This window comes from Pelagibius sp. (assembly GCF_965227505.1).
Classification (GTDB): Bacteria; Pseudomonadota; Alphaproteobacteria; order Kiloniellales; family Kiloniellaceae; genus Pelagibius.
On record NZ_OZ245757.1, the window covers coordinates 2,545,488 to 2,560,167 of the forward strand.

Consider the following 14,680-nt stretch of genomic DNA (forward strand, 5'->3'; position numbering starts at 1 on the left):
GAGCTTGGATTAAGGCCCGCTATCAACGCCCCGCGAAGGGCCAGGGCAGCTCCACCAGAGCCTGCAGCAAACCCGGCGGGAAGTCACGGTTGAGGGCGCCGGCCATGACCAGCAGCACGCCGATGCCGCCCCCTGTCATGATGGCGATACGCGTCCAGCTCAGTCTCTCGCGCAGGCGCAGGAAGATCACGAAGAACAGCGCCAGAGCAATGACGAAGCCGAAGAGCGCCGTCAGCACCAGCAGCCCGACGAACCAGACCAGGGTACCCCAGAGGCCGTGGGGCGCGATGGAGTCTTCGCCGCGGGACTCGCCGTCGGCGAAGAGGATGCCGCTTTCCGGCGCGCGCCACATCTGCAGCAGCAGGATAAGGCCGCCGATGAAAGCGAAGCCCGAGACGACCATGGGGAAGACCTTGTCGATCAGCACCGAGAGCTGCGCAGTCACCACGAACATCACCGCCATGAAGGCGGTCACCAGCCCGGCGAAGGCCACCGGCGCCATCCTGTTGGCCCCCGGGCGGATGCGGTCCGCCTCCTGATCGCCGCCCGGCTTCTGGCGGGTACCGAGCCAGATGGAGACCACGGTGATGACGAGCAGCACGATGACGGTCGGCGAGAAGATGTATTCCAGTCCCTCCCCGAAGCCGCGGCGGAAGCGGGTCATGGCGATCTGGGTGGCCTGGTAAGTATAGACCTCCGCCTGATCGGCCAACACGAAGCCGATGAGAAAAGCCGGGCGCGGCCATTCGAAGCGCCGCATGAAGATGCCGAGCAGACCGATGGCCACCAGCGCCCCCAGATCCCAGAGGGTCTGGCGCGACTGGAAGGCGGCGAAGGAGATCATCATGAAGAGGAAGGGCACCAGCAGCGGAAAGCGGATGGTGGTGAGCTTTGCGATGCCGCCGGAGAGGAAGATGCAGAGCCCGGCGCCGAAGACGTTGGCCAGCGCCAGCGACCAGACCACGGTGTAGGTGATGGGCAGGTCGTTGCGGATCATCTGCGGTCCGGCCTCGTAGCCCAGCAGGATCATGCCGCCGATAAAGACGGCCATGGAGCCGGAGCCGGGAATGCCGAACAGCAGGGTCGGCACCAGGCCGCCGCCTTCCTTGGCGTTGTTGGAGCTTTCCGGCCCGATCACGCCGCGGATGTCGCCCTTGCCGAAGTTCTCTTTGTTCTTGGAGGTCTGCACCGTGTGGCCGTAGGCGATCCAGTCGACCACCGAGCCGCCGAGGCCGGGAACGACGCCGACGATGACGCCGATGGTGGCACAGCGGATGGAGAGGAAGATATTGCGCCACCAGTCGCGGATGCCGTCCATCCAGCCCGCGCCCAGGCGCGCGCCCTCCGCAATGGCGCGGTTCTGGCGCAGCAGGGAGATGATCTCGGGTATGGCGAAGATGCCGAGGCCGATGATGACAAGCTGCAGACCGTCCTGCAGGTACCAGAACCCGAAGTCCATGCGCGGGCTTCCCTGGGCCGGCGCCTCGCCGATGGCGCCGATGGCCATGCCCAGGCCGGCGGCGACCAGACCCTTCAAGAGGCTGCGCCCGGCCAGCACGCCGACCATGGAAAAACCGAGGATGGTCAGCATCAGCAGTTCCGGCAGCCCGAAGGCGAGAATCAGCGGGCGCGCCATGAGGATGAAGAAGGTCAGCACCACGGCGCCGAAGAGCCCGCCGAACAGCGAGGAGACGAAGGCGGCGGCCAGCGCGCGGGCGGCCTGGCCTTTTTTGGACAGGGGAAAGCCGTCCAGCACCGTCGCCTGGCTGGCCGAGGAGCCGGGAATGCCCATCAGCACCGAGGCAAAGGTGTCGGAGGTGGGAATCACCGCCACCAGGCCGACCATCAGGGCAAGGCCCGAGACCGGGTCCATACCGAAAATGAAAGGGAGAACGAGCGAGAGACCGGCGATGCCGCCCAGACCCGGGAAGACGCCGACCGAAAGCCCCAGCAGCACGCCGGTGGCGAGATAGGCGATCTGCTGCGGCTGCAGAATGAGCGAAAACGCCTCGTTCAGCGCCGGCAGGGCGGTGGCAAAGATGTCCATGGTCGGGCCTCCCCCCAAGGCGGGTGGAAAGATCGGGAGTGTAAAGAAAGAGCCGGGCGCTGGAAGGGGTCTACCTGCGCCCGGCTTCGAGAGATGCTGATTCCAGCGGAAGTATCGGCGCTAGCCGGTCACTTCAGCTCGACACCGTAGCGGTCCTTCAGCCAGCCCTTCACCCAGGCGATGGGCTCGGGCGCAACCACGGTGCCGGCCGTCTTGAAGGTCTCGGCCTTGGCGCCGGTGGCCTGCGGATAGACGCCCAGCCGCGACTTGGAAATCTGCGCGAAGTCCGGCCGTTCGATCACCGTCTGGAAAGCCGCCGTATAGGCGTCGATGATGTCCTGATCCGTGCCGTTGGGTAGGAACACCATCTTCTGCGCCGGGAAGCCGGCAACGAAGAAAGCCTTCCAGGCTTCCCAGGCCTCTCCCGAGGGCTCCTCGCCCTTGATCTGGGTATAGACCTCCTTGAAGGTCGGGATGTCAGGGAAGGTCGGGTCGCGGACGATGTTGCCATCCGCATCCAGCGCGCCCCAGGTCATGATCGGCACCGCCCGGCCCTCGTCCACCAGCGGCGTCACCTTGGAGAGGAAGCTGGAGGAGGTCTGGTAGTCGATGTTGGCTTCGCCGCGCTCGAACATCAGCCGCCCGTCGCCGCGGCCCTTCAGGCCGAAGACCACGTCGACCTGCATGCCCAGCAGCTCGAAGGCGAGCTGCGGCACGAGATCGAGGCGCGTCGCACCCTGCGAGCCGTAAATGAAGTCGGTGTTCTCGATAACCGCCTTGGGATCTTCCTTCCACTGCGCGCCGAGATCGGCCGGCAGGTAGGCGACGCCGCCGGTGGCCGAGGCCAGCACCACGTTCCAGTCGGCGTAGTCGAACTTCACCCGCGGATCGCCCAGAAGGAAGGGGAACTGGGTCGAGCCCGAGGTGCCGAGAATGGTCAGGCCGTCGGGCCGGGCGCGGTCGGCGAAGAAGTTGGCGCCCTTGGTCGAGCCGGCGCCGGGCATGTTCTTGACGACGACGGCGGGCTTGCCGGGCAGAGCCTCGGACAGCAGAGGCGCGTAGAAGCGCGCCCACTTGTCGGAGCCGCCGCCTTCAGAGAAGGGAATGATCCACTCGATGGTCTCGCCGGAGAAATCGGCGGCCAGCGCCGAGCCGGAGATGACCGCCGCAGCCGCGGTCATGGCCGCGGTCTTGGCGAAAGAAGACAGGAAATTCCGTGACATTGGGTCCTCCCATAGGGTCAAAAGCCGGGAGGCCGGAAAGAATCCCCATAAGGCCCGCAGTATCCCGCGGCCCCACCTCCCCAAGAAAACATCCATCCCCGGCGCGCTTTTCTGCACGTTCTCGACAGGATGGCGAACAGCTAGCAAGTGTGATTACATCGCGAACCTTTCATCAACCTTTCTTGACCGAACGGGAAAGAATTAGGACTTCATGCGCATCGCCGTCGTAGAAGACAACGAGTCCCTGGCAGAGGCGGTCGCCGCATCCCTCTCGGACGAGGGCCATGGGGTCGATGTCATCCACGACGGCGGCGACGCCGCGCTTTTCCTGGGCCGGGAAAAGCCGGATCTGGTGATCCTGGACATCAACCTGCCCGGCAAGAGCGGCCTGGATGTGCTGACGGAGCTGCGCGCCGCCGGATCGGCCGTGCCGGTCATCCTGCTGACCGCCCGTTCCGAAACCAAGGACCGGGTGGTCGGCCTCGACAGCGGCGCCGACGACTATCTGGTGAAGCCCTTCGACATTGCCGAGCTGCTGGCCCGGGTGCGCGCGCTGCTGCGCCGCAGCGCCAACAGAGACAGCCTGCAGATGGCGGTCGGCGCCCTGGTCTTCGACCCCGGCGCCCGCCGGGTCTTCCACGACGGCAGGCCGCTGGAGCTGCCGCGGCGCGAATTCGCCCTGCTGGAGCTCTTCGCCAACCGGCTCGGCCAGGTGGTTTCCAAGGATCAGATCCTCGATCATCTCTACGGCACCGGCTCCGACGCGGAGGAAGCGGCGGCGGAGCTTTACGTCCATCGCCTGCGCAAACGCATCACGGGCTGCGGGCTGACGATCCGCACCTTCCGCGGCCTCGGCTATTGCATGGAGGAGCAGGTCTGATGGTGCCGCGCTCCATCCGCGGCCGCCTGCTGCTCTGGCTTATCGTGCCGCTCAGCCTCATTGCCGTCGCCGCAGCGTCAGAAACCTTCCTGACCGCCCGCAAGACCGCCGACGAGCTCTACGACAAGACCCTGCTGGCCGTGATGCTGACGGTGTCGGAAAACGTGCTCGCCTCGGACGGCGATCTCCTCTCGGAGAATGTGCTGGAAGTGCTGACCGAGAACCTGGGCGACCAGTTCTTCTACCACGTGGCCGGGCCGGACAACGTGTTCGTCACCGGCTATTCCGGCTATCCGCGGCGGCCGCCGGCGAAAGAGCTGGAGGGCGGCGTGCCGCTGTTCTACGACGGCAGCTATCAGGGCGATCCGGTGCGCGTGGTCGCCATCCGCCAACTCGTCTCCGAACGCAACCTCAACGGCTGGATCACGGTGACCGCCTGGCAGCGCACCAGCCAGCGCGAGGACCTGTCGTTGCGGCTGTTCGGCCACTCGCTTCTGCGCCTCGGCCTGCTGGTGGTCAGCGCCGGGCTGATCGCCTGGTTCGCCGTCCGCATCGGCCTGAAACCGCTGCTCGATCTGCGCGAAGCGGTGGAGAAGCGCTCCTCCTCCGACCTCTCGCCGATCCGCCGCGCGGTGCCGGTGGAGGCGCAAAGCCTGGTTCAGGCCATGAACACACTCTTCGACAAGGTGCGCGCCTCCATCGATCTGCGCGAGCGCTTCATCGCCGATGCCGCCCACCAACTGCGCAATCCCATCGCCGGCCTGAAGGCCCAGGCGGAAACCGCCGCCGGCGCCAAAACCGAAGCCGACATGCGCCGGCGCGTGGAGGGCATCGTCCGCTCCAGCAACCGGGTCAGCCGGCTGGTGAACCAGCTGCTGACCAGCGCGCGCATCCACTCCGCCCAGGCCGGGATCACCGGCCACGAGGACATCGACCTTGTGGAGACCACGCGCGAGGTGACCAAGCGCTTCGTGCCCAAGGCGGTGAAGACCGATCAGGCGCTGGAATTCCAGGCGGAGGCGGCGCCGCTGCGGGTCACCGCCCACCGCACCCTCGTGGAAGAAGCCATCGCCAACCTGATCGACAACGCCATCGTCCACAATCCGCCGGCCACCACCGTCACCGTCGGCGTGGCGGCGGAAGCGGAGGGCGCCGTGGTCTATGTCGAGGACGACGGCGTCGGCATCGCCGATGAAGACCGCGAGAAGATCCTGGAGCCTTTCGTCAGCGGCGCCACCACCACCGCCGGCAGCGGCCTCGGCCTCACCATCGCCCGCGACGTCGCCGACCAGCACCGCGCCGTCTTCCGCCTGGCCGCCCCCGGCCCGGGCAAGGGCACCCGCTGCGAGATCGCGTTCCAGCAGGGCTGAGGCGGAGCCAATCTCCCTCACCCAGCTCCCACCAGGGGAGAGGGTTTGTTCGTGGGCGGCAGGGATGTTTTCCCTCTCCCCTCCTTGGGAGAGGGAGGGGGACGCCCTCGCGCCCCGGTCTCACAGGTTACTCGAAGCGGTCCGGGTCGACGCCCAGGGTTTCCAGATCTTCGGGCGCCGGGCGCCGGCCATACTCCCGCGCGGCGGCGACGCGACGGGCGGCGCCGAACAGTCGCAGGAAAGCGGCGGTCCTCCGGGGCAGCGCCCGCCACCACGATAACGGTTCAGGGCAGGGCTCGCGGCCGCGGTCCGGTTCGGGCAGCGGCCAGCCGGAGGGGGTAGGATGGGTGGCCATCACGGTCTGCGCTCCTCTGCTGCGTGGCGAACAAGCGCGGCGAAACGATAGAGGCCGTGGACGAACTTGCCGTAGGGGAAGCTCAGGAACAGCGCGAAGACGATGCCGAGGTGCGCGGCCAGCAGAAGGCCCATGGCCGGCGTCTCCCTCAGCAGATAGAGGGCGAGCCCCGTCAGGCTGGTGAGGAACAGCATGACGAGAAAGGCGGTGTCCATGCCAGAGGCGCTGGCGGTCTTCACGGCCTTGGCGCGCTTGGCCTTGGCGACGGCCAGGCCCCAGGGGCCGATCAGCAGGCCGATGCCGCCGAGCACGCCGAAGATCTTCACCGGGGAGTACCAGGAATAGGGCGCCTCCCAACCGAAGCCGTAATGAAAGACCGTCGCCGTGGAGGTCGAGGCGAAGCAGAGCAGGAAGCCGTAGAAGGTCAGGTGGTGGTAGAGCCGGCGGGTGTCGTCCGGTTTCTCGTCTGCGTTCATGCAGCCCGGCCCGCCGCCGTCGAGGTAGCGCAGGCGCCCGGCATCCTTCATCGCGCGCCAGAGCGTCGTACCGTCGAGGCTGCCGCGCGCGCCGGTCTCCACCCAGAAACGCCGCAGGCTCATCGCCATGGCGAGCAGGGCGAAGAGGAAGACCGTGCCGAAGACCGCCACCATGGCGTTGTGGGGCATCAGCCGGTAGAAGGCGCCCTCGCCGACGTGGGGATCGAAGAGCACAGCCGGATCGTGCCAGGCGACGAAGCCGGCGATGAACCCGGCGACGCTGAGCGCAGCCAGCAGCGTGATCCAAAGCCCGTTGCGCTCGAAGAGCGGGGCCAGGGCCGCGGGCCAGGCGTAGCGCTGGTAGCTTTCCTCGCGCAGCTCGGCAAGCGCCACCGGCGCGTTGACGGCGAACTCGTGCGGCGGTGCGTACTGGCAGTCGTGGTAGCAGGCCCCGCAGTTGTGGCATAGGTTGGCCAGGTAATCGACATCGCCCTGGCCGAAGACGCGGCGCTTCTCCATCGCCGGGAAGACGGCGCAGAGGCCTTCGCAGTAGCGGCAAGCATTGCAGATGCCCATCACCCGCGCGACTTCTTCGGCCTTGCCGGAGGCCAGCTCAGTTAGCGACATAGCGCCCGGCCCCCTCACCCGCGATGCGCCCGAAGACGGCGCCGATGGTCATGCCGATCCCGGCAAGGTAGCCCTTACCGAGAACGTTGCCGGCCATGATCTCCCCGGCGGCGAACATGTTGGGGGAGACCGCGCCGTCGGACATCACCATGCGCGCCTCCCGGTTCACCCTGACCCCCAGATAGGTGAAGGTGATGCCGGGGCGGAGCTGATAGCCGTAGAACGGCGGTTCGTTGATGGGCCGGGCCCAATGGGTCTTGGGCGGGTCGAGCCCCTCGGTGCGGCAGTCGTCGTGAATCGTGTGATCGAAAGCCCCGGGAACGCAGGCGGCGTTGAAGGCCGTCACCGTCTCATTTAGCGCTGCCGCGTCGAGCCCCATCTTCACCGCAAGATCCGCGATGGTGTCCGCCTGTTCGGGCGGGAAGACCGACGGCATGAAGAGTTCGATGGACTTGGCGTCGATGATGACATGGCCGACCTGGTCGGGCTGGTCCGCCACCAGCCGCCCCCAGATGGCATAGCGCTTGGGCCAGAAGTCCTCGCCCTCGTCGTAGAAGCGCGCGGCGTGCCGGTTGACCACGATGCCGAAGGGCACGCAGTCCAGGCGGGTGACGATGCCGCCGTCGAATTTCGGCGCGCGGCCGTCGACGGCCACGGCATGGCACTGTTTTGGGTCGCCGGTGGCCTGAACCCCCTTGTCCAGCAAAAGGCGCAGGACGCGCCCCTTGTTGTGGGGCGTGCCGCGGATGAGGAAGTTCTCCGCCGCTGGCCCCCAGGCCTCCTTCAGCCAGTCGATGTTGGCCTCGAAACCGCCGGAGGCGGCGACGAAGGCGCGGGCGGGAATGAATTCTTCGGCGTGTTCGCCCGCCACCGTCGCGCCGAGAAAGAAGCCGTCTTCGATCTGCAGATCGACCACCTCGGTCTCGTAGCGCACCACGACGCCCAGACGCTCGGCGGTGATGTAGAGGGCGTTCATCAGCGCCTTGCCGCCGCCCAGGAAAAAGGCGTTGGTGCGCCCGAGGGAGAGGGTGCCGCCGAGAGAGGGCTGAAACCGTACCCCCTGTGCCTCCATCCAGTCCCAGAGGGTCTTGGATTCCCCCAGGGTCAGTTCCGCCAGGTCCCGGTCGGTCTCCCCTTCGGTGACCCGCAGCAGGTCGTCCATGAATTCCTCGACCGGATAGGGTCCGGTCAGGATGCCGTTGCCCTCGTCATGGGCACAGCGCAGGTTGCGGGTGTGGCGCGTGTTGCCGCCGCGCCAGTCCCTGGGCGCCGCCTCGACGACCAGCACGCGCGCACCCTGCTTGCGGGCCATGATGGCCGCGCAGAGCGCCGCGTTGCCGCCGCCGGCTATAAGCACGTCGTAATCTTCCACCTGATCTCACTACCTTGTTGTATGCAAATGTATACAATTCAGAATGCAAAATCAAGCACAGAAAAGCGGCGGGCCCGCAGTGGACCCGCCGCTCCCCAGAAGCGGCAGAAGTCTGCCAGAAGCTCTTTGGATTTGACCGGGCTGCAGAGGGAACCGGACTGGGGTCCTTCCGGCATGCACCCGAAGGACCCCAGCCGACCGCCTCCCTGTTGGACCGGGTTCCCGTTAAGACCCGGCCCTGTGGCGTTTGTCCGCGTTTACTGCCCTTGACCCAGCGAATACCCGGGCTCGCCGTCGAAGGTGTACAGATGCTCGGTCTTGATGAAGTCGACGCCGCTGAAGGCGAGGCTTTTCTGCAGCTCGACGATCATCGCCTTGTTGAACACCTGGCCCGCCTTGGCCACGTAGCGACAGCGCCAGTGATCGGTGCAGAAGGTTTCCGGCAGGCCTTCGGGCCAGACCTTGACGCCGCGGTTGGTGATCATTTCCAGCTTCATAAGCCCGTTCGCGGCACGCTGCATGCTCTCAGCCAGTTCCTCCAGAGGCTCCGCGGAGTGCACGAAGACGTCGACGCCCACCAGTTCCTTCTTCGCCGCCGGGCGCTGCGTCGGCTCGGGAATGATGAAGGGCCTCGTATCGTCCCCATAGGTTGCCGCCGGCAGTTCGGCGGGCTTCTGGCCGAGGCGCTCGATCACCGCGTCGGCGAAGGCATCGGTGCCGACCTTCTGCTCCGAGATCCCGTCCTTGAAGATGTCGTAGGTATGGATGCCGTCCTCAATCGTCTTCAGCCAGGCGTTGTGGACCCGCTCGGCGACCTCGGTGCGGCCGAGGTGCGCCATCATCATGACGCCGGCCAGCAACAGGCCGGAGGGGTTGGCCATGTCCTGTCCGGCGCGGCGCGGCGCGGACCCGTGGATGGCCTCGAACATGGCGCAGTGGGCGCCGATGTTGGCGGAGGGCGCGAGGCCGACCGAGCCGGCGATCTGCGCGGCCACGTCGCTGAGAACGTCGCCGTAGAGGTTGGGCATGACGACGACGTCGAAGGCATCCGGCGTATCCGCCAGCTTCGCCGCGCCGATGTCGATGATCCAGTGCTCGCTCTCGATCTCAGGATACTCGGCCGCGACCTCGTCGAAGACCTTGTGGAACAGGCCGTCGGTCAGCTTCATGATGTTGTCTTTGGTGAAGCAGGTGACCTTCTTGCGGCCGTAAGCCTTCGCGTACTCGAAGGCGTAGCGGCAGATCTTCTCGCTGCCCGGCCGGCTGATCAGCTTCAGGCACTGATAGACCTCGTCGGTCTGGCGATGCTCGATGCCGGCGTAGAGATCCTCCTCGTTCTCACGGATCACGACCACGTCCATACCCGGGTGCTTGCTGGCGACGAAGGGCATGTAGGCATTGCAGGGGCGCACGTTGGCGAAGAGGCCGAGCGACTTGCGCACCGTGACGTTGAGGCTCTTGAACCCGCCGCCCTGCGGCGTGGTGATCGGGGCTTTGTAGAAGACCTTGGTACGGCGCAGGCTGTCCCAGGCGTCGGCGGTGATGCCGGCGCTGTTGCCGGCCAGATAGACCTGTTCGCCGATGTCGATCGGCTCGATGGCGATGTCCGCCCCGGCGGAGATCAGCACCTTCAGGCTGGCGTTCATGATCTCCGGGCCGATCCCGTCCCCGAAGGCGACCGTGACCGGCACGGCCCCCTTGCTGGTCGATGCCATCTGCTGCCTGACGACGTCGCCCAGCTTCACCTCTACATTCATCTCCATTCTCCGTGGTCTCGCTTTTCTGGAATCCAGCAATCTGGCGGCAGGTGGGGATCGCTAATGAATTGTTAAAATCGAATTACACGAGCGCTTTGATTGGATTTCTCGATCATGAAGAGCCGCCGTCGCGGGCCGCCAGCCTGCTTAAGCCCGGCCGCAGGCCGCTTGACCTCGGGCGGAGAGCATGGCTACGACGAATGCAGGCCGGCAAAGGAGAGCGGAGCATGACCCACAAAGCGACCAAGACTGTGATCATCACGGAGAAGCTCATCTTTGACGGTGTGGTTCGCATCATCGACGAGGCCGGCGCCAGCGGCTATACCGTGGTCGCCGCCGGCGGCAAGGGCAGCCGTGGCGTGCGGACCTCCGGACGGGCGGCCGTGGTGGACGCCTTCGCCAACGTGAAGATCGAGGTCATCACCGCCAGCCGGGAAATGGCCGAGCAGATCGCGGAGAAGGTGGCCGCGCAATACTTCGAGAACTACTCGGGCGTGACCTACCTCGAGGAGGTGGAGATCCTGCGCGTCCACAAGTTTTAGGGGGGCGCCGCAGACAGCGCCAGACCGCGCCCTTCCGCTCACATGGCGAACACGGCCTGGCCCAAGGCCAGGAACAGCGGAATGCCGAGGGCAACGGCCACCGGCGTGCCGATGCTGGTCGACGCGCCGATGTAGGAGGAAGGGTTGGCCGAGGGGATGCCGGCCCGCAACGTCGGCGGCCCCGAGATGTCGGAACTGGAGCAGGCCATCACTGCCAGCAGAATCACGCCGCCGGGGCTGAAGCCTGTGGCCAGATGGGCAAGGTAGCCGAGGCCGAAGGCGAGCAGCCCGTGCGCCAGCGGCGCCAGTGCGGCGTAGACCGCATACCAGTGCGCCACCTTGCGCAGCTCGTTGAGACGGGTGTAGGCCTCCATGCCCATGATGAGCATGAGCACCGACAGCAGCCCGCGGAACAGCGGGTCGTAGAAGCTCTCGAAAATCTGATCGGGGCGGGTCAGCAGACCCAGGGCAAGGCCCAGCAGCAAGGCGGACAGCGCCGACCCGCGCAGACTCTCCACGACGATAGGCCAGATCGCCACCTTTGAATCGGAGCCGCCTTCGCGCTTGGTCAGATAGACGTTGGCCAGCACGATCGCCAGCACCAGAGCCGGAATGTCCATGAAGGGATAGAGGGCGGGGACCCAGGCCTCATAGGCTATGCCATCCTCCTCGAGAATGACCATGGCCGCAGCCAGGGTCGACGCGCTGACCGCGCCGAACAGGCCCGCCGTCGCAATGCCGTCCTCGGCCCTGACCCCCGGCAGGAACACCAGGGTCACCCGGCCCAGAAGAACGATCCCGCAGCCCAGGGCCGCGGCGAAGGCGGCCGGCAGCAGCATCTCGCCCAGATCGGCCTCGCGGATCGAAATGCCGCCGTCGATGCCAATGCGCATCAGCAGCATGAAGACCGCAAAGCGGTAGATGGCATCGGGAATTGCCAGCTTGCTGCCGAGGGCGGCCACCACCATCCCGCCCACCAGAAAGGCGAGCGCCGGGGACTGAAACTGGGTGACAAAGCGCGTCAGAAACTCCAGCAGCAGATCCATTCGCCGCTCCCCCGATTCGTTGCAGCAGCCGAGGCCGCGGGCATCTCAAGCGCCTCGGACCGTGGCCGGAGCCCCCGTCCCCGTTGACTCTCCCAGAGACCGCAGACCGCAGTCTTGGAGATGACCTTGCCAAGTATGGCGTCAGAGCGGGCGGACCACAAACTGCCCGCGGCTTTGCCGAAATGAGGAACGCCGCAGCCGCATAAACACACGGCGGCCACAGGTCAACAGACGATCACCGGTCAATAAACGATGACTGGTCAATAGACTATCACGGGGCTCTCGCGCAGCAGGCTGTCATCGTCGACCTGCTTCACCAGGAAGTCGGCGACGTCGGCACGCGATATGAGACCGTTGCGCCACCGCCGCGGCTCCACGAGAACCCGGTAGCGCCCCGTCTCGCGCCCCTTGGTCAGCACGCCCGGCCTGACAATGGTCCAATCCAGGGCGCTGTCCTTGATTATCGCTTCCTGAACCGTCTTGTCATCGTAGGCCTGGCCGAGAAACAGCCGAAAGGGAAGGCGCTGCAGGCAGCCGATGGCGGCACGGCTGTCGCCGGCCCCAAACCCGGTCACGCAAAGCAGACGTCTGACCCCGGCGGCTTCCATCGCCGGCACGAGAATACGCGTGGCTTCTGAAAACAGCGTGATCGGCCCGAAGATCATCTGGGGACCGGGCCGGACCCCCAGCGCCTGGATCACGATGTCGATTCCGGCGAGCGCGGCCGTCACGTCCTCCGCATTCAGCGCATCGCCTTTGATCTTTTCGAGCATGTCGTGGTCGAGGCCGATCTGACCGGCACTGCGCGCCATGGCCCGGACGCGATGCCCGCCGGCCAGCGCCCGCTTCACGGTGGCGAGGCCGATCCCCTTGCTTGCGCCGATGATGAGAACTCTGGCCAAACCCAGCTCCTTGTTCACGTGATCCCGTGCTCGGTCAGGGCCTTGGCCCTAGGCGGTCACCTTCTCCGCAGCGGCTTCAAGGGGTTGGCACTGCTCGCACACGAAGGCGCGGCGTCCGTCCATCTCGAAACGCCGAATCTCCCCAAGACAGGCGGGGCAGCTGTCTTTCCCGAAGATGTTCACCCGCTCCCCATAGCGCGTCCTGGACGCCGGCGCGCCGTCCACCGTAACGATTGCGTTGCGCTTGACCCCGATGGCCAAAAGCGCCTTCGCGTCCTGCCAGATTCGGTCAAAGGTTTCCCGGTCGATGGCCCGCCCGGGGGTTTCCGGGTGGACCGCCTGGCGCCAGAGGATCTCCGAGCGGTAGATGTTGCCGATCCCTGCCATCACCGATTGGTCCATGATGAGCCGGCCGATCGCAGCACGGCTGCCGCTGATGCGCGCGAAGGCGCGGTCGGGATCGGCATCACTGCGCAGGACATCGGGCCCGATCCGCGCGACGAGAGCCAACCTTTCGGGCTCATCGAGCAAGCGGCAGGTGTTGGGGCCGTTCACATCGACAACGTGGGTCGCGCCGACAAGCCGGACCCGCACGGCGCCACGCGGCTCGGCCGAGGGCAGCCTGGCAACACGAAAGCGGCCGAACAGGCCGAGGTGGATGTGCAGCGTCTCGCCGCCCTCGAACCCATAGAGCAGATGCTTCCCATAAGCTTCAACGCTGAGGCAGCGTTTGCCGTCGATCCGGCCCGCGCCTTCGGCGAAACGTCCTTGCGGGGAGGACACGGCCAGAACCCGGCCCGCCAGTACCCGGCGATGGTCGCGCGCCGCGCGATGGATTGTATGACCTTCCGGCATGTTCTCCCAACTCTCGCCCAAGCTCAACGACCGGGGCAGTCCGATGGCTGCCGTTGCAACAGCGAACACTTAACATCGGATCGGGCTGCGCCCAAGCCGGCGGTGCGAAGCGGCCGCTGTGGGGCGCGATCATCAGACAGGGAGCTATTCCTGGCCGGAGTTCCGTCAACACACCGACGCGGAAAACCCTGTCGGAGCCGGCAGAGGCGAGGCCCGGGCTCCGCCATGCGACCGGCCCCGGCTCCGGCCCCGGCTCCGGCACCGGCACCGGCAGCGGCAGCGGCAGCGGCAGCGGGATCGTGACGGGACGCATCATCCGAAGCACCACAGTCTGCGTACAAGATCGCGTGCGGCTTACAACAGGCTTCGTCGTTGCCTGCCCTGACACTTGAACGCGGCGCCTCGGCCTTGCACTCAAAAGACAAGTCAGTTCCAAAGGAGAAATCTCGATGCGTCGTTTCTTTACCCTGATCGCGGCCGCGTTCATGCTGGCCGGCACCGCTGTCCCGGCCCTTGCAGGTGGCCACCTCTCTTCCGAAAAAACCATCGTTTCCAATGCGGCTGAGGCCGAAAACCTCTCCACTCTGGTTGCGGCGGTCGAAGCGGCCGGCCTGGTCGATGCGCTGAACGGTGACGGTCCGCTGACCGTGTTCGCGCCGACCGACGAAGCCTTCGCCAAGCTGCCCGAGGGCACTGTCGAAAACCTGCTCAAGCCGGAAAACAAGGATCAGCTTGTGGCCATCCTCACCTACCACGTCGTGCCGGGCAAGGTGATGTCGAGCGATCTGGCTGGCAAGGAGCTCTCGGCCAAGACGCTTGAAGGCAGCGAGGTGGCGATCAACGCGACCAGCGGCGTGAAGGTGGATGAGGCGACCGTTGTCGCCGCCGACATCGAGGCCTCGAACGGCGTCATTCACGTCATCGACACCGTGATCATCCCGGGAAGCTGACCGCCGGGTGAGACCCGCTCCGGCCAGCAGCTGCCGGGAGCGGGTCTCCTTGTCTCCGCATCGCCACTGCGACGTCCCTTCATCGTCGCACGGCCGTCGCGCCCTTCAGGGCCGCGCCTTCATATACAACATACAACGCGCGGCGCAGCTTGCCGGCAGAGCAGCCGCAGTGAGACCGGTCCCCTGAAGGCGGTCGCCCGCGGGCCGGTGAAGCGGTGGGGCAGCGCGGGTCCTTCCGGTACGGCCCCGGGCGTCCCGGCAGGAAAAACCTGGCGCAC

13 protein-coding genes are annotated in these 14,680 nt (G+C 66.3%); 4 read left to right on the top strand and 9 right to left on the bottom strand.

Features of this window, described 5'->3' with window-relative positions:
• Positions 1-22: 22 nt before the first annotated feature.
• On the bottom strand, positions 23-2,047 hold the full coding sequence (locus ACO06P_RS12155; protein ID WP_420345512.1) for a tripartite tricarboxylate transporter permease: 2,025 nt from the start codon (positions 2,045-2,047) through the stop codon (positions 23-25).
• Positions 2,048-2,175: 128 nt separating this feature from the next.
• Positions 2,176-3,270: a Bug family tripartite tricarboxylate transporter substrate binding protein gene (locus tag ACO06P_RS12160; protein WP_420345513.1), complete on the bottom strand. Its 1,095-nt coding sequence runs from the start codon at positions 3,268-3,270 to the stop codon at positions 2,176-2,178.
• A gap of 211 nt (positions 3,271-3,481) precedes the next feature.
• Here ACO06P_RS12160 and ACO06P_RS12165 point away from each other — a divergent pair, with 211 nt between their 5' ends.
• Both ACO06P_RS12165 and ACO06P_RS12170 read left to right on the top strand, forming a co-directional pair.
• Complete coding sequence (locus tag ACO06P_RS12165; RefSeq protein WP_420345514.1) at positions 3,482-4,150, top strand: response regulator transcription factor; 669 nt, start codon at positions 3,482-3,484, stop codon at positions 4,148-4,150.
• Positions 4,150-5,520 carry a sensor histidine kinase gene (locus ACO06P_RS12170; RefSeq protein ID WP_420345515.1) on the top strand — a complete coding sequence of 457 codons (1,371 nt, stop codon included), beginning with the start codon at positions 4,150-4,152 and terminating at the stop codon, positions 5,518-5,520. The genes ACO06P_RS12165 and ACO06P_RS12170 overlap by 1 nt, the downstream gene beginning before the upstream one ends.
• A 127-nt stretch (positions 5,521-5,647) precedes the next feature.
• Here ACO06P_RS12170 and ACO06P_RS12175 read toward each other — a convergent pair whose 3' ends face one another.
• The 4 genes from ACO06P_RS12175 to ACO06P_RS12190 form a co-directional block, all read right to left on the bottom strand.
• Positions 5,648-5,875, bottom strand: coding sequence for a hypothetical protein (locus tag ACO06P_RS12175; protein WP_420345516.1), 228 nt, complete (start codon positions 5,873-5,875; stop codon positions 5,648-5,650).
• Entirely contained in the window at positions 5,875-6,978 is a 1,104-nt protein-coding gene (tcuB, locus tag ACO06P_RS12180; RefSeq protein ID WP_420345517.1) for a tricarballylate utilization 4Fe-4S protein TcuB, read from the bottom strand. Before tcuB ends, ACO06P_RS12175 begins: the two co-directional genes overlap by 1 nt.
• On the bottom strand, positions 6,965-8,350 hold the full coding sequence (tcuA, locus tag ACO06P_RS12185; RefSeq protein ID WP_420345518.1) for an FAD-dependent tricarballylate dehydrogenase TcuA: 1,386 nt from the start codon (positions 8,348-8,350) through the stop codon (positions 6,965-6,967). Before tcuA ends, tcuB begins: the two co-directional genes overlap by 14 nt.
• A gap of 257 nt (positions 8,351-8,607) precedes the next feature.
• Positions 8,608-10,107: an NADP-dependent isocitrate dehydrogenase gene (locus ACO06P_RS12190; RefSeq protein WP_420345519.1), complete on the bottom strand. Its 1,500-nt coding sequence runs from the start codon at positions 10,105-10,107 to the stop codon at positions 8,608-8,610.
• Positions 10,108-10,334: 227 nt separating this feature from the next.
• On the opposite strand from ACO06P_RS12190, the gene ACO06P_RS12195 reads away from it, so the two are divergent.
• Positions 10,335-10,649: a P-II family nitrogen regulator gene (locus ACO06P_RS12195; RefSeq protein WP_420345520.1), complete on the top strand. Its 315-nt coding sequence runs from the start codon at positions 10,335-10,337 to the stop codon at positions 10,647-10,649.
• 38 nt (positions 10,650-10,687) lie between these two features.
• On the opposite strand, the gene ACO06P_RS12200 is transcribed toward ACO06P_RS12195, so the two are convergent.
• From ACO06P_RS12200 to ACO06P_RS12210, 3 genes are all read right to left on the bottom strand, one after another.
• Positions 10,688-11,695, bottom strand: coding sequence for a sodium-dependent bicarbonate transport family permease (locus ACO06P_RS12200; protein WP_420345521.1), 1,008 nt, complete (start codon positions 11,693-11,695; stop codon positions 10,688-10,690).
• A 260-nt stretch (positions 11,696-11,955) separates the two neighbouring features.
• Positions 11,956-12,597: an NAD(P)-dependent oxidoreductase gene (locus tag ACO06P_RS12205; protein WP_420345522.1), complete on the bottom strand. Its 642-nt coding sequence runs from the start codon at positions 12,595-12,597 to the stop codon at positions 11,956-11,958.
• A gap of 48 nt (positions 12,598-12,645) precedes the next feature.
• Positions 12,646-13,452 carry an Fpg/Nei family DNA glycosylase gene (locus tag ACO06P_RS12210; RefSeq protein ID WP_420345523.1) on the bottom strand — a complete coding sequence of 269 codons (807 nt, stop codon included), beginning with the start codon at positions 13,450-13,452 and terminating at the stop codon, positions 12,646-12,648.
• Positions 13,453-13,937: 485 nt separating this feature from the next.
• Between ACO06P_RS12210 and ACO06P_RS12215 the strand changes: the two genes are divergently transcribed.
• Positions 13,938-14,402: a fasciclin domain-containing protein gene (locus ACO06P_RS12215; protein WP_420349627.1), complete on the top strand. Its 465-nt coding sequence runs from the start codon at positions 13,938-13,940 to the stop codon at positions 14,400-14,402.
• The last annotated feature ends 278 nt before the right edge of the window (positions 14,403-14,680 follow it).

Bases quoted from the DNA above. Each gene is read 5' to 3' on its own strand.
- ACO06P_RS12200 (WP_420345521.1), bottom strand. From the start codon at position 11,695: ATGGATCTGCTGCTGGAGTTTCTGACGCGCTTTGTCACCCAGTTTCAG.
- ACO06P_RS12195 (WP_420345520.1), top strand. From the start codon at position 10,335: ATGACCCACAAAGCGACCAAGACTGTGATCATCACGGAGAAGCTCATC.
- tcuB (WP_420345517.1), bottom strand. From the start codon at position 6,978: ATGTCGCTAACTGAGCTGGCCTCCGGCAAGGCCGAAGAAGTCGCGCGG.
- ACO06P_RS12190 (WP_420345519.1), bottom strand. From the start codon at position 10,107: ATGAATGTAGAGGTGAAGCTGGGCGACGTCGTCAGGCAGCAGATGGCA.
- ACO06P_RS12170 (WP_420345515.1), top strand. From the start codon at position 4,150: ATGGTGCCGCGCTCCATCCGCGGCCGCCTGCTGCTCTGGCTTATCGTG.
- ACO06P_RS12165 (WP_420345514.1), top strand. From the start codon at position 3,482: ATGCGCATCGCCGTCGTAGAAGACAACGAGTCCCTGGCAGAGGCGGTC.
- ACO06P_RS12175 (WP_420345516.1), bottom strand. From the start codon at position 5,875: ATGGCCACCCATCCTACCCCCTCCGGCTGGCCGCTGCCCGAACCGGAC.
- ACO06P_RS12215 (WP_420349627.1), top strand. From the start codon at position 13,938: ATGCTGGCCGGCACCGCTGTCCCGGCCCTTGCAGGTGGCCACCTCTCT.
- ACO06P_RS12155 (WP_420345512.1), bottom strand. From the start codon at position 2,047: ATGGACATCTTTGCCACCGCCCTGCCGGCGCTGAACGAGGCGTTTTCG.
- ACO06P_RS12210 (WP_420345523.1), bottom strand. From the start codon at position 13,452: ATGCCGGAAGGTCATACAATCCATCGCGCGGCGCGCGACCATCGCCGG.
- ACO06P_RS12160 (WP_420345513.1), bottom strand. From the start codon at position 3,270: ATGTCACGGAATTTCCTGTCTTCTTTCGCCAAGACCGCGGCCATGACC.